This is a genomic window from Nocardia sp. NPDC004711 (assembly GCF_053601595.1).
In genome coordinates this window covers 1-13,562 of record NZ_JBSGCB010000110.1, presented here as the reverse complement: position 1 = coordinate 13,562, position 13,562 = coordinate 1, and the positions used below count along the sequence as shown (strand labels likewise).

The 13,562-nt window shown below is 62.3% G+C and carries 12 protein-coding genes and 1 pseudogene; 3 read left to right on the top strand and 10 right to left on the bottom strand.

Features of this window, described 5'->3' with window-relative positions:
• On the bottom strand, window positions 1-2,287 hold a 2,287-nt coding region (locus ACWEKS_RS47050; protein ID WP_452346193.1), incomplete at its 3' end, for an indolepyruvate ferredoxin oxidoreductase family protein.
• Window positions 2,288-2,449: 162 nt separating this feature from the next.
• Here ACWEKS_RS47050 and ACWEKS_RS47045 point away from each other — a divergent pair.
• Window positions 2,450-2,959 carry an Lrp/AsnC family transcriptional regulator gene (locus ACWEKS_RS47045; protein ID WP_452346195.1) on the top strand — a complete coding sequence of 170 codons (510 nt, stop codon included), beginning with the start codon at window positions 2,450-2,452 and terminating at the stop codon, window positions 2,957-2,959.
• 123 nt (window positions 2,960-3,082) lie between these two features.
• Here ACWEKS_RS47045 and ACWEKS_RS47040 read toward each other — a convergent pair.
• Window positions 3,083-3,789 (bottom strand): annotated as a pseudogene (locus ACWEKS_RS47040) (transposase); the annotation flags it as partial.
• A gap of 55 nt (window positions 3,790-3,844) precedes the next feature.
• On the bottom strand, window positions 3,845-3,979 hold the full coding sequence (locus ACWEKS_RS47035; RefSeq protein WP_452346192.1) for an IS3 family transposase: 135 nt from the start codon (window positions 3,977-3,979) through the stop codon (window positions 3,845-3,847).
• A gap of 359 nt (window positions 3,980-4,338) precedes the next feature.
• On the opposite strand from ACWEKS_RS47035, the gene ACWEKS_RS47030 reads away from it, so the two are divergent.
• Complete coding sequence (locus tag ACWEKS_RS47030) at window positions 4,339-5,484, top strand: IS701 family transposase (RefSeq protein WP_452346191.1); 1,146 nt, start codon at window positions 4,339-4,341, stop codon at window positions 5,482-5,484.
• Window positions 5,485-6,083: 599 nt separating this feature from the next.
• Here ACWEKS_RS47030 and ACWEKS_RS47025 read toward each other — a convergent pair.
• Window positions 6,084-6,812, bottom strand: a complete 729-nt coding sequence (locus tag ACWEKS_RS47025) for a hypothetical protein (RefSeq protein ID WP_452346190.1) — start codon at window positions 6,810-6,812, stop codon at window positions 6,084-6,086.
• Window positions 6,813-6,932: 120 nt separating this feature from the next.
• A complete protein-coding gene (locus ACWEKS_RS47020) occupies window positions 6,933-8,099 on the bottom strand; it encodes a CocE/NonD family hydrolase (protein ID WP_452346189.1) in 1,167 nt (388 codons plus the stop codon).
• Window positions 8,100-8,271: 172 nt separating this feature from the next.
• On the opposite strand from ACWEKS_RS47020, the gene ACWEKS_RS47015 reads away from it, so the two are divergent.
• Window positions 8,272-9,510, top strand: coding sequence for an IS256 family transposase (locus ACWEKS_RS47015; protein WP_452346188.1), 1,239 nt, complete (start codon window positions 8,272-8,274; stop codon window positions 9,508-9,510).
• Window positions 9,511-9,543: 33 nt separating this feature from the next.
• Here ACWEKS_RS47015 and ACWEKS_RS47010 read toward each other — a convergent pair whose 3' ends face one another.
• From ACWEKS_RS47010 to ACWEKS_RS46990, 5 genes are all read right to left on the bottom strand, one after another.
• A complete protein-coding gene (locus ACWEKS_RS47010) occupies window positions 9,544-10,203 on the bottom strand; it encodes a CocE/NonD family hydrolase (protein WP_452346194.1) in 660 nt (219 codons plus the stop codon).
• A 235-nt stretch (window positions 10,204-10,438) separates the two neighbouring features.
• Window positions 10,439-11,131, bottom strand: coding sequence for a M24 family metallopeptidase (locus tag ACWEKS_RS47005; protein WP_452346187.1), 693 nt, complete (start codon window positions 11,129-11,131; stop codon window positions 10,439-10,441).
• A 67-nt stretch (window positions 11,132-11,198) separates the two neighbouring features.
• A complete protein-coding gene (locus tag ACWEKS_RS47000) occupies window positions 11,199-11,636 on the bottom strand; it encodes an aminopeptidase P family N-terminal domain-containing protein (RefSeq protein WP_452346186.1) in 438 nt (145 codons plus the stop codon).
• A gap of 105 nt (window positions 11,637-11,741) precedes the next feature.
• Complete coding sequence (locus ACWEKS_RS46995; RefSeq protein ID WP_452346185.1) at window positions 11,742-13,097, bottom strand: MFS transporter; 1,356 nt, start codon at window positions 13,095-13,097, stop codon at window positions 11,742-11,744.
• Window positions 13,098-13,336: 239 nt separating this feature from the next.
• On the bottom strand, window positions 13,337-13,562 hold a 226-nt coding region (locus tag ACWEKS_RS46990), incomplete at its 5' end, for a hypothetical protein (RefSeq protein ID WP_452346196.1).

The window sequence follows — 13,562 nt, the reverse complement described above, 5'->3', positions numbered from 1 at the left end:
CTGGCCCGGCCTTTTGGCTCAGCCCGGTTTGATCGAGCCCGTGTACAGCGATTCCAGCTCGAAGCGCGGCGACGGCCAGCACCTGGTTGACAGTGACGATCCCGGTTCCGCCGATGCCGGCCAGAAAGACGTTGTACCCGGTGTCCACAGAAGGCAGTGCGGGGGCGGGGGTGTCAGGCGGCGCTGGGGTCGCTTTGCGGTCGCGGACAGTGTTTTCCGACAGCTCGACAGTCACGAAAGACGGGCATTCGCCGTCGAGACAGGTGTAGTCGGTGTTGCAGGTGCTTTGGTCGATCTGCGTCTTGCGGCCGAATTCGGTATCGACCGGTTGCACCGACAAGCAGTTGCTCTTCACGCCGCAGTCACCGCATCCCTCACAGACCGCTTCGTTGATGAGCACCCGGGTCCGCCTGGCGGGAAGCAGTCCGCGTTTCCGCTTGCGGCGGGCGTCGGCCGCGCACTGCTGGTCGTAGATGAGAACCGTGACGCCACGAGTTGCCCGCAACAGTCGTTGGGCCTCATCGAGGCGGTCTCGATCCCACACAAGTGTTCCGGCGGCGAATGAAGCACCGGAGTGGCGACGAGGGTCCTCAGCGCAGACGATAATCTTGGCTACTCCCTCGGCAGCGAGCTTGTGGGTCAGCGTTGGGACGCTCAGCGCGGCTTCGGCATCCTGTGCGCCGGTCATGGCTACGGCGGAGTTGTAGAGGATCTTGTACGTAATGTCGACACCTGCGGCGATACACGCTTGGATCGCGAGTTGCCCCGAGTGGAAATAGGTTCCGTCACCGATGTTCTGGAAGATATGGCCGATGTCGGTGAACGGTGCCTGGCCGATCCACTGTGCGCCTTCTCCTCCCATCTGGGTCAGCGAAACGACTTGGGAGTCGATGCGTTCGGACATGGTTACCAGAGTGTGGCAGCCGATACCTCCAGCGGCGAGAGAGCCCTCCGGGACCGCCGTGGATCGATTGTGCGGGCAGCCGGAGCAGAAGTAGGCCGTGCGACGTGTGGGCAGCGCGGTCAATTCGAGCCGCGGCGGCCGCGGCCGTCGCACCTCGACTCGAGGGCTGAGTACTCGATGAAGCGGTGAGACCAAGCGTGCGGCTGTGATCTCGCCGTCGGAGGGGATTAGCGGCCGACCCTGGGAGTCGAGCTTACCGAGGACCTGCGGAGAATCGGTGTGCCCGTAAAGGGCTTGCAGCACTTGGGTTTCGACGAATGCGGCCTTGTCTTCGACCACCAGAACCGTTTCTACGCCCCGGGCGAGGCGACGGACGCGATCGGCCCCCAGCGGAAAGGGCATCCCGACCCGCAGGATCCGGATACCGATGCGATGCAGGTCCTGGGTCGTCAGCCCGAGCTCATCCAATGCTTGTCGCAGACTGTCATAGGCAGTACCAACAGCAACGATGCCGAGCCACGCCTGCGGTGGATCCACTTCGATGCGGTCGATCTCGTTGGCGGCGTTGAAGGCTTGGACCATACTCCAACGGGGCCCGTACAAGTCCGCTTCGGCGAGCACGCTGTCCGGCGGTGCCGCCATCACGCGTTGTCGGTAGGTCCACGGTGTGCCATTCCATTCTAGGTGCGGCACTGCGATCGACATGGTGGCGAAGTCACGGTCCAGTGTCCATAGTCCGTCGGCGACATCTGCTACGAGCTTCATCGCCGACAGGCAACCGGATGCTCGTGACAGCGCGACGCCGTATAACCCGAAAGCGATGATCTCCTCGGCGTTTCGTGGAAAGAACACCGGCATGTTCAACGCCGCCAATGATCGTTCGCTGGCCGCGGGCACGCTCGACGACTTAGCTGCCGGGTCGTCGCCGACGAGAACCAGCACGCCGCCGGTGGGGTGTGCGCCGTACATGCTGCTATGGCGGAGAGCATCGCTAGCGCGGTCGAGCCCTGGCCCCTTGCCGTACCAGACGCCGACAACGCCGTCGTGGGTACGTCGCCCGGAAGGAAGCTCAACCTGGCTTCCCCAGACCGCTGTCGCAGCCAGTTCCTCATTCATGCCTGGAACCAGCCGGACCTCATGGTCGCGAGCCAACGTGTCCACACCGGCCAGAAGCTTGTCCAGGCCCGCGAGTGGACTGCCCGGATAGCCGGAGGCGAATGTCGCGACATTCAGGCCGCTACGAGCGTCACGGGCGTGCTGCTCTACCAATTGACGCGCAATCGCCTGCACTCCGGTCATTACGACTGGCCCAGAGTCCACACGGTAGCGACGCGCCAAGTCCGCAACTGCTGGGACCGCTTGGGCATCGTCGAGTTGAGTCATCGGGGATGTCCGCCTCGGGATGTCATGCAGGGGAAGAATCCTGCGAAATGATCGAACTGATAAGATGACCTTGGGCTTTTGAAATGAAACGGTCAACAATCATAGCTACAACTGATCGTATCCATCAGTTGGTGCGAAATATCACGATAGAAGGTGATGGATTTGCTCAGCCTGGACCGCCTCGACGCGGAATTGGTCGATATCTTGAGCCGCAACGCGCGGATGGGCGTTGCGGAGCTGTCATCGGAGTTGGGAGTGGCGCGCAATACGATTCAGGCGCGACTGCGACGCCTGGAAGACATCGGACTACTCCGCGGATTCCGTCCAGACGTGGATCTGGCCGTTGCCGGAGTCACGGTGCAGGCGTTTATCTCGCTGGAGATCGAGCAAGCGAAGTTGCAAGCGGTCATCGACGCGCTGGCCAGGATCCCAGAGGTCTTGGAGATCCATGCAACAACCGGCCGCGAAGATCTACTGGCAAGGGTCGCCACAGAAACCCAACCAGATCTGCAACAGCTGATCGAGGTTCTCGTCGGCATCGACGGAATCGTGCACTCAAGCACCACTCTCGCGTTGACATCGCCGTTGCAGTATCGGGTGCAACCATTGTTGAACAAGCTGACTCGGGCCCAAGGATGGGGTCGGTCGACACCGCCGCCGCGTGAGCGGTAGTTGCGGCAACAACCACGGCACAGCTCATGAGGACGTTGTCGGCCGGAATCCATGCGTGGCGTAATCCTTGCCTATGGTTTTCCTGCAGGGGTGGGCCTGGAACGAGGGGGTGTATCGCCTTCGTCAGGCAGAAGCCCGGTAGGGCTGCTTGCTGTGGAGCATGGCGTAGAGGACGTCGCACCGGCGTGGGGCCAGGCAGATGAGGGCGGCGTTGTGCTTCCGTTTGCGGTCGTAGTAGGCGCGGCTGGCCAGGTCGTGGAGAGCGGCGAAGGCGGAGAGGAACAGGGCGCGTTTGAGTGTGTGGTTGCCGCTGCGGGCGGGGTGTTCGCCGCGGATGGAGGTGCCGCAGCGGTGGGTGATCGAGGCGATGCCACGTAGGAGGCGAGGTGGCCGGCGGTGGCGAATGCCGAGCCGTCGCCGACTTCGAGCAGGATGCGGGCTCCGGTCCTGACCGCGACGCCGGGCATCGAGGTCTCGACCGTGGCAAGAGGGTGGTCGTCGAACATCCTCTCGATGTCCTCGGCGATCTGTTTGCGTTGTAGTAGAACTGCTTTCAACGAGTCGGCGAGTTTCGGAAGCACCGTTTCGGCGGGCTTGGCGCCGGGAACGGTGACCGTTTGTGCGGGCAGGATCTCCGCGGCCAGGCGGGCGCCCATGCGGGGAGCGTGCTTGACGGCGATGGTGGTCAGTTTGCGCCTGCCCGCAGCTCGTGTTCCTTCGGGTCCGCCGCAGCGAGAGAGGATTTCGAGGACTGCGGGGTGCGCGATACGTGGGCCCAGAACCCGTTCGAGAGCGGGATGGATACTGGTCAGCCGGCCGCGCATGCGGTTGACGGGACCCCGTGATTCGGTCCAGCCGATGTGGCCCCCTGCTGATAGACCATCGTTATGAGAGTTGAGGGCTGGGTTGGATGTTGCGCCAGAGCATCTCATACTCGGCGGGGCTGACGTGGCCGAGATAGCTGTGCCAGCGCCGCATGTTGTAGAAGTTGTCGATGTAGTCGGCCACCGCGATGGTCACGTGGACCACTTCCGGGTGTCGAGCAACTCGGTCCGCATACGCCCCCAGAACGACTCCATGACTGCGTTATCGTAGCTTTATCCTACGGTCCTGAACAATCCTTGGACGATCGCGATTTTCCTTTTGGGGAGATCACCATCCCTTCGTCGAAAAGCGCGCACGGGTCGCGGGTCAACGCCAGCTGGGCGATGTGCTCGTGAGCGGCGGCCAGCTCGTCGGCGTCCGTGCTGGGCACTCCGTGCCTTACTCCCGCATCGATCAGCGCCTGGGCCTTCCACCGCAACAACGTGGCCGACGAAATGCCTGACTCCTAGTACTGCAACGGCAGTCGGCTGAGTGTGTGCTGGTAGATCTGTTCTGTGGTGTTGGATCGTGTTGTGGCCGAGTTGGATTCGTTGATGTCGAGGGTTGGTGCCCGGTTCACGCGGTCGGAGCCGCGGGCTCGTGCCCGGGAGTATGTGGCCGGGTTGACCGCGGGTCTGGAACGTAAGAACGGCTGGACGCTGGCAGAACGTGCTGGTGAGGGTTGTCCGGACGGGATGCAGCGGCTGCTGCGTAAGGCCGACTGGGACGTGGACGGGGTGCGTGACGATGTGCGCGAGTACGTGGTCGAACATCTCGGCGACCCGGCCGCGGTGCTGGCCGGCGACGAGACCGGATTCGTGAAGAAGGGCACCAAATCCGCTGGGGTGCAACGACAGTACTCCGGCACGGCCGGTCGGGTCGAGAACTGTCAGATCGGGGTGTTCCTGGCGTACGCGTCGCGGCACGGACACGCGCTGATCGACCGCGAACTCTATGTCCCGGTGTCGTGGACCGGCGATCGCGAGCGCTGCCGCGACGCCGGTATCCCCGACGAGGTGGGTTTCGCCGAGAAGCCGCGGCTGATGATCGCCATGCTCGAACGGGCGCTGGCCGCGAAAGTCCCGTTCGTGTGGTTCACCGCCGACGAAGCCTACGGCCAGGCCGGTTACCTGCGAGACTGGCTCGAGGAACGCGACGTGTTCTACGTGATGGCCACCCGCTGCGACCAGCAGGTCACCACCCGCGCCGACCGGGTAGCGTACGTCGAGAAACTGGTTGCCGAGCTGCCCGCCACCGCGTGGCAGCGGTTGTCGGTCGGTGCGGGCGCGCACGGCCCGCGCGAATACGACTGGGCACGCCGCCCGATCGACGGACGCTGGCCGCGTGGGCGCGGGCACTGGCTGCTGGCGCGGCGGGCGTTGACCCCCAACAGCAAAGGCAAGTTCGAGATCGCCTACTACCTCTGCTACGGACCGGCCCGCTCCCGGCTGGTCGATCTGGCCTGGACCGCCGGTTCGAGATGGCATGTCGAAGAATGCTTCCAGCAGGCCAAAGGCGAGGCCGGTCTTGACCACTACCAGGTGCGTTCCTGGCGGGCCTGGCACGCCCACGTCACCTTGTCCATGTTCGCCCTGGCCTGGCTGGCCGCATCGAAAGCCGTTGCCGCAAAGGGGGACTCGGCGATCACGGCGAAGACATGATCGCCCTCACGTTACCGGAGATCCGTCGCCTGCTGGTAGCGCTGATCCTCACCCGACCCCACGCCCCCGACCACATCTGGTCCTGGTCGAGGTGGCGACGACGACGCCAACACCAAGCCCGCCTGTCCCACTACCGGCGACGAGGCCACCCACTCACCTGACCAGCGAGTGCCGTTGCAGTACTAGGCGATCTCGGCGACGGGTTCGCCGCTACGCAGCCACGCAGACACCTGACGACGCAAAGACAGCGAATACGACTTCGACGCAGTGACCTCCCGTAGATCACTTTGCCTCAGCTCTCACAAGTATGAACCGGTTCCAGTGGGCCACATCACCCGGACCGAAATCACGGAGGCAGGTCATCTGAGCACAGGCAAATTACCTGGACGATCGATGGGCTCGTTCTCAAGTTGCAGTACGCCGAGCGCATTCTCAATCATTGGAAGCCACTCTCATCAAAATCAGTTGTCTATCCACGGATCAATCTCTGCGCTGGGCGCTGGCCCTTCCTACAGGTAGGCGTTGACGCCGAGAGGGGCTTCGCGTCGGCGGTCCGGCGAGGATCGAGCCGTATTTCGTCCCCGGCTCCTCTTGGCAGGTCATTCCGCGGCAAGTGCGCAAACATAGCTCTTCGCGTCGAAGATCGGAATTGGCGTCAACGTGCGTAGGGCCGGTCGCAGCTCTGGCAGCACCCCGCATTCGAGGATGAGCGCCTCAACATCCACCAGTTGCCCCGTGGTGAGCTCGTGGCGGATGTGCTGGACGAACGCCTCACGAATCGTTGCCATGTGTACGCTCTCCGCTGGGCACGTGTCCTCGCCGAACACGTCCCAACCAGGGAGCTGCTGCAGCTCGACCACGCGCAGCCGTCCGGCCAACGGATGGCCCCGGAGTAGGCGTTCCAGGGGGGCCTTCGCGTATGTCAGGATCCCGATCGGACCCGACACCAGATCGGCCGCGTACGGCAGCAGCTCCATCCCGCTCGTGACTACGCCTCCCGGAAGGTGGATCTCGGGATCGAGCCGGGCCGCCCAAAAAAACCCACAACCGCCAACGACAATGCTGCATCGCTCACGCAGCGCATGCGCAGCATCTGCGAACGCTTGAAGGGCCACTCGGTCCCCGGCGATCGTCGCTTGCGCGGTGGCGCCACGAGGGACAATAAAGCTCGTCGGCAGCGGCCACGACGCCGGTGACACGATAGATTGCGCGTCCCGAGCCCCGAGGCCTTGCCAGTCGGACGGGTCGAAGTCCCCCTGGTCGGCACTGAAGTTGGCGTAGTCCAGCAATACCACGCCAATGCGTCTTTCAGGTGCTGTATTTTCCATGCTGAAGGTTGACTCCGATCTTGACGTGCAGCGCGAGGAGGGCTGAATGTTCCATCGACGGCATCGCGTGCTTTCTTGGCGGCTTGCGCTCTGAGCGGCTTGGTTACGATGTCGACCTAGTCAGGTGTCCAGAACCCAAAAAATGATCCGTGACGGGCGAGTCGAATCATGGAACACCGTCTGATGAGCGACTCGTATGTCTGTGTAATCGCCCATCGGTCGACCGGTGTTCGGGTTTACGTCGTATTGCGGGTAAGAAGAGCTCGTCACGTCAATACGGAGTCGGTGGCCGACTGCGAAGATGTTGGCGGTGGGGCCGAGCTCGACGTCGAGTTCGTAAACCTCACCAGGCTCGGCGAGCTCCTCAAGCACACGATCGTCCCGGTACCGCATTCTCACGATGCCATCCGAAATCAGCATGTCGTACCCGCGCGGATAGGAATCGGACGGAGGGTAGACATCGATGAGGCGAACGACGAAGTCGGTGTCGGGGCCAGAGGTGGTCACGAACAGTTTCGCTCGCACCGGTCCAGCGATCGTGAGCGGTGACTCAAGGGGTGCTGTTTCGAAGGTCAGCACATCGTCGCGCGCATTGAGCGGCCCGGTCCGGCCACGCGACGCGGCAAAGCCGGCGTCGTGCCACTGGTTCCAAGGCCCAGGCCGCACGAACGCGGGCTCGTTCTGCTCCTGCAAGCTGACACTGCCGATTCCCGGACACGGATCGTGAGGGTCGAAGTCAAACGACGAACTTCGCGCCGAGTCCGCCGACGGTACGTTCGGACCGAGGACGCCGGGAGCGCTGAGGTAGAGGTCCGTCGACGATCCATCGGACGGCGGCCAGCAGTTGCTGGCGCGCCAGTGCCCACCGTGAAACAGGTGGCCGACCTCAGTTTTGTGCCCGCCGCCGCCGCCCATGACGAAATACGAGATGGGCGGCAGATCCACGGCCTCAACTGGCTGGTCGTCAAGCAGGTATGCTGCAAGCCACTTGGGCCAGGTCTCCTTCCACGGACCGAACTTTGCCGCGTCGAACCCGAAGTCAACGTCCCCCGCGACGGTCTCGTCGAGCATCGCCGGCGAGTGGACCCAGGGCCCAATGATCAGGTGGAACGGCCTGCTTCCATCACGACCCAGCTGTTCGAACTTGTCCAGATTCGCCTGCGCGTGATGCGCGTACCACCCCGAAACCGCGAATAGGGCAACTCCTGATGGGTACTCGCTCCATCGCCCCTCTAGCCTGATCAAAGGATTCTGCCAGAACGGACCGTCGTCACCGCTCTCCAGCACCTTGAAGTATGTTTCCTCGTACGCTGGCGGGGAGAGTCCCTCGGGGTGGTGGGATTCGGGGCGGCCGTCTCCGGTCCTGGTCGGGGCGTGTCGGTCCCGGTGAGATGGAGGGCCATCGCGTAGTGGTGAACGAGTTACCTACCACAGTGACTCGACACGAAGGAACCACGCGATGGCCCAGGAGCATTCTGCCTTGCTCGCCCAGCTCGACGCGCTCAAGAGCGCCGATTCTGTCAACGTGTTCGCCGAATTGATCCGCGCCGGCATGCAAGCGCTGATCGAGGCCGAGGTCACCGAGCACCTCGGGGCCGGTCGCTACGAACGCACCGATACGCGCACCACCCACCGCAACGGCTACCGACCCAAAACCGTCGCCACGACCAGCGGCGATATCGAGGTGCAAATCCCGAAACTGCGTGCGGGATCGTTCTTCCCGGCGCTGCTCGAGCGGCGCCGCCGCATCGACAAGGCGCTGCACGCGGTGATCATGGAAGCCTACGTGCACGGCGTGTCGACCCGCAGTGTCGACGACCTGGTCGCCGCTCTCGGAGTCGATTCGGGGATCTCGAAGTCGGAGGTCTCGCGGATCTGCGGCGGCCTGGACGCCGAGATCGCGCGTTTCCGTGACCGTTCCCTGTCGCACACGACGTTTCCGTATGTGTTCCTCGACGCCACCTACTGCAAGGTGCGTGTCGGGGCGCACGTGGTCTCCCAGGCGCTCGTCGTCGCTACCGGGGTCTCGATCGACGGCTCCCGCGAGGTGCTCGGCACCGCGGTGGGTGACAGCGAATCCTATGAGTTCTGGCGTGAATTCCTCGCCGGGCTGCGCAGCCGGGGCCTGTCGGGAGTGCACCTGGTGATCTCCGATGCTCATGCGGGGTTGAAAGCCGCTGTCGCCCAACAGTTCAGCGGCGCCGCCTGGCAGCGATGCCGGGTGCATTTCATGCGGAATATAGGATCGGCGGTCGCGTCCAAACATGTGCCGCCGATCATGGCCGCGATCAAGACCGTTTTCGTCCATACCGAGCCCGATGAGGTCGGGGCGCAATGGGATCAGGTCGCCGACACCCTGTCCGCGTCGTTCCCGAAAGTCGCGGCGATGATGACCGCCGCCAAACACGACGTACTCGCGTTCGCCGCGTTCCCGCGGGCTCATTGGTCGAAAATCTGGTCGAACAATCCGATCGAACGGTTGAACAAGGAAATCAAACGCCGCGCCGATGTCGTGGAGATATTCCCCAACCCGGCCGCGTTCCTGCGGCTGGCCACCGCGGTCGTCATCGAGGCGCACGACGAATGGCAGGTCACCCGCCGCTATGTCTCCGACGTCAGCATGGACGAACTCCGTGCCGTGATCGCCGCCAAACACGCCGCCACCGAATCGTTGCCGACGACGCTCGAAATACGCTAGCATTCAACACGACTCGTTGATCACAACGCGAATTCAGCGGCTGATCCGAAGTCCACCACTCCACGGGACACTATCCGCTGGCGCCAGAGAGAACGGGCGACTGCCACGTTTAAGTGGCAGGTCGTCTATCCAGGTGGCTGCATCCTTACGGAACTCTTCCAAAGCTTTGAGAGCGTCGGGGTCTTTTGACACGGAATAATCCAGCTGGGCTTCGCTCGCAAGCCAGGGAAGGATCACGCCAATGTTGCAGGCACCGTGCTGGCGAAACATGCGCGTGTAGTAGTTGGTGCCGCAGTCTCGAAGCACCTGGACCTTCAGGCCCTCCGGACGCTCAAGAGCCAACGCTTGCTGGTTCGCAGCGCTGAAGGAGCCGCCTACCGTGCCAATGTTTCCGCTGCACCAGTCCTGCGACTTGACCCACTCGAAAGTGTCGATCCCGTCCCAACCCTCATGGTGGGGATTCATCATGAATCTGAAGTGACCGGTTGAGTCGCCACGACCGCGGACGTCTTGCACCATGAATGCCATGCCTCTGTCGCAGACCTTGCCCGCGAAGCCGGTAAAGCGGTCCTGACGGCGCCCATACGGTGTGCGTTCCAGCACTACCGGCACCGCGCTATCAGTTCGGGGCAGGTAAACATCCGCGATAAGCACAGCGCCGTCACGCATCGGAACCGGTACGCCTTCGAGCACCTCCAAAACATTACCTCTCTCGGCACGATCAATGCGGGATATAGTGACACCGTGATATGCCGTCAGTATCCGTAGAAACGCATCCGGCGCAGGTGCCGGACGGCAGTATCGGACGAGCATCGGCCCTGGAGCACATCGCCATTACATCTCATACTTAGACATTAGGGCAGGAGCCCTCTATTTGGTTCTACAAACAGATCACTGAGGTAACGAGTGTACACGCCCTCTCGCATGCTTAACGCTTTACCGTAAGGCCACGCGGAATTTTCGACAGAAACTCTGCGCCGTGTTCTGTCACAATGAATGATTCAGACTCTTCATAGCCCAAGCCGTCGATCGACAGAGTGAGGATCATGTGGAAAGTCATGTTGGGCTCAAGGATCGTGGTGTCGCCGGCGCGTAGACTAATCGTCCGCTCGCTCCAGGTCGGCGGATAGTTCAAACCCATCGAATAACCTATCCGACCCGAACCTCTTCGCCCCGCCCAGTCCGGTCCGCGCGCCGCGAGGGCTTGTCCCCACGCTGCCTCAATCTCTTTACATCGGACGCCGGGCCGCACCGCACCGAGGGCTGCGGCCATCCCTTCTCCGACAATGTCTGCCATTTCGGCATAGCGCGGCGGCGCTTCGCCGAGAAAGATCGTGCGAGACAATGGCGCGTGATATCGCTGGTAACAACCACCCAACTCAAGTGCAGTTGCCTCGCCGACGCCGAACGGCGCATCTGACCAGGTGAAATGCGGGGATGCGGCGGTGGCCCCGGTCGGAAGCAACGGAGGAGGTGCGGTGTAATCGCCGCCTGCGTCCTCCAGGCCTCTGATCTGGGCCGCGTAGATCTCAGCGACCACGTCGCATTGGCGGACCCCAGGTTCGATCATTTCCAGCGCCTTGGACATGACGCGCTCGACGATTCGACCCGCGATACGCATCTTGTCGATCTCGGCGTCTGATTTGACGGCGCGGACCCAATTGACGAGGTACCGCGCATCGACCGGCCTAACATCCGGAAGCCCGGCTACGCGCCTGGTGCGAGCCGACCGTGTAGAAGTAGGACTCGAGCTCTATCGCGAGTGTGCCGGTTGCTCGACCAGTCTCTCGCATGGACTTGGCAAGCCACTCCATCGGGTTGGCATCCACTTGCTGCACGTAGCGTTCCGGACACGGGAGCACCTGCTCCTCCGTCAAGTGCGTCGTCAAGACCGCACTGGCAGCGTCCAACTGGCGCGTGAAAAGCAGGAGGTCTTCGCCCGAGGCAGGGATGAGAAGCGCCTGCGGGTGCTGCATGGTCCAAAGGTTGTACCCGGTCAGATAATTCATATTCGCCGGGTCGGTGACGAGGAGCTGGTCGAAACCTCGCTCCTGCATGAGCGCCTGCGTCTTAGCAAGACGACGGGCGTACTCCTCAGCGGTGAAACTTGGTTCAACAAGATTCATGCGATGAACCCGACTCTCCATTTGGATGCCCTGTGGATTTTAGAGAAGGATTGGCGACTGAGCGATTCGGTGCGCATATTGCTCACTTTTGTGTAATAGCAGTCCTTAAGTAAGATTCGGCTGATGAGGTTGAGTACTTGAATGCTCAATAGATGTCGGCGGGAGGCCGTTGGCAGACGCGCGGTTGCCAATTGCGACTGCAGCCACTACAGCCGAGACGGCGCAGAGACCAGCGAGGTAGTAGCCAGGGGCGGTCGGGTGGCCTCTCCCGACCAGCCAAGTCGCCAAGTACGGAGCGGTCCCGCCGAATAGGGCATAGGCCAATTGGTAGGAAAGCCCGCTCGCTGAGGTCCGGAGGCGTACTGGAAACAACTCGACAATGGCCAGCGCGCTCGTCGCAATTATGCCACCTAGCAGAAAGCCGTACACCCAGCTAACTGCAGCCGCTCCCAGGACAGTAGAGTGCTTGAGTAACATGAATGCCGGGATGGCCCAAGCCCCCAAAGCCAGTGCGGAACCTACCGCTACGCGTTTGCGACCGATGACGTCTATGGCAAGCCCGGCCAGGACGCAACCCAACATGACAGCCACCAGGGCGATCAGTTCTACGACCAGTGATGCGGTGTTGCTAAACTTCGCCGTGGTGGTTAGGTAGGACACGAAGAATGTGGTCAAAAGGTAGCTCCCCACGGCGTTTGTCATCGCCCAGCCAATCATGACAAGCATGGGCTTTTTTGCGGCCTTGAGGGCCTGGATGACTGGAGCGGATTCGATGTTTCCATGGTCGCGCAGGGCGGTAAACGCAGGTGACTCGTCCACTCGCATCCGCAGGTACAGGCCGATCAAAGCAAGGGGCGCTGTCGCTAGGAATGGCACGCGCCATCCCCACGCGGCGAGTTGTTCGGGGGTCGTAGTGGAAGTCATCGCGACTGACACCAGCATGCCAAAAGCGGCCCCGAGGACGGGTGATGTCGCGATGTAGGACGCATATCGGCCGCGCCGACCCGGCGGTGCGTGTTCGATGACGAGGACGGTCGCGCTGGAGGTTTCACCCCCAGCTGAGAATGCCTGGACGAGCCGGCAGAAGAGAAGCAACGCCGGTGCCGCTGCGCCGATCTGGGCGTAGCCGGGAAGCAACCCCAAAGCTAGCGTCCCTGCGCTCATCAACATGACCGAGATGAGCAGCGACGGGCGGCGGCCGACTTTGTCGCCGAGATGACCGAATGCGATGGCCCCCAACGGGCGGATGAGGAAGCTAATCGCAAAGATGGCGAATGTCGATAACAGAGCGGCGGTAGGGCTGGATTTCGGGAAAAACAGGTGCGCGATCGTGGTGGTGAATGCGCCGTACAAGAAGAAGTCGTAGTACTCGACGAAGTTGCCGATCGCGCCGGCCAGCAGCGCCTTCCGTCGCATGGCATCGTTGCCGTTGTTCATCAGATGCTCCTCAAATTGCGCCACTCGACGACCTGACAACGACCGAAGATGGCTTTAGAAGGTCTTGCTCCACAGGCGACGCAGCGACGCTACGACATCCGCGACTGCGCTGGTCCACGACCAATCGCCCTACAAGTACAGCGAAGAAACGACCATGCAGTCAATCAATTGCTGAGATCTTAAACACTGTGCCTAATTCAACACGAGTACAGCCCGCCAACATCGAGCAGATGGCACAGTCCCGAGGCAACGGTAGCGCCTAGTCAAAGTTGGCTGGTGCCGCAATTGATCTTCACGGTGAAGGCGTCGATCCACCTTGGCCGTGAACGTAGCTCGACCACCAGGGTGTTCATGCAGCCGTTGCCGTTGGCCGAGAGGCGGGCATGAATCACGCTGAGCTGGCTCGGGTCGATGCGTTGCTGGACGCGTTTGTCGGTGAGGTGTTTTCGTCGCTGTCGCGCAAGGACCGCGTCGCCACTGCCGGGGTGT

What these genes read in the sequence shown, in the direction of transcription:
- ACWEKS_RS47000 (WP_452346186.1), bottom strand. Translation starts at nt 11,636, where the DNA reads ATGAATCTTGTTGAACCAAGTTTCACCGCTGAGGAGTACGCCCGTCGT.
- ACWEKS_RS47005 (WP_452346187.1), bottom strand. Translation starts at nt 11,131, where the DNA reads ATGCGTATCGCGGGTCGAATCGTCGAGCGCGTCATGTCCAAGGCGCTG.
- ACWEKS_RS47015 (WP_452346188.1), top strand. Translation starts at nt 8,272, where the DNA reads ATGGCCCAGGAGCATTCTGCCTTGCTCGCCCAGCTCGACGCGCTCAAG.
- ACWEKS_RS47025 (WP_452346190.1), bottom strand. Translation starts at nt 6,812, where the DNA reads ATGGAAAATACAGCACCTGAAAGACGCATTGGCGTGGTATTGCTGGAC.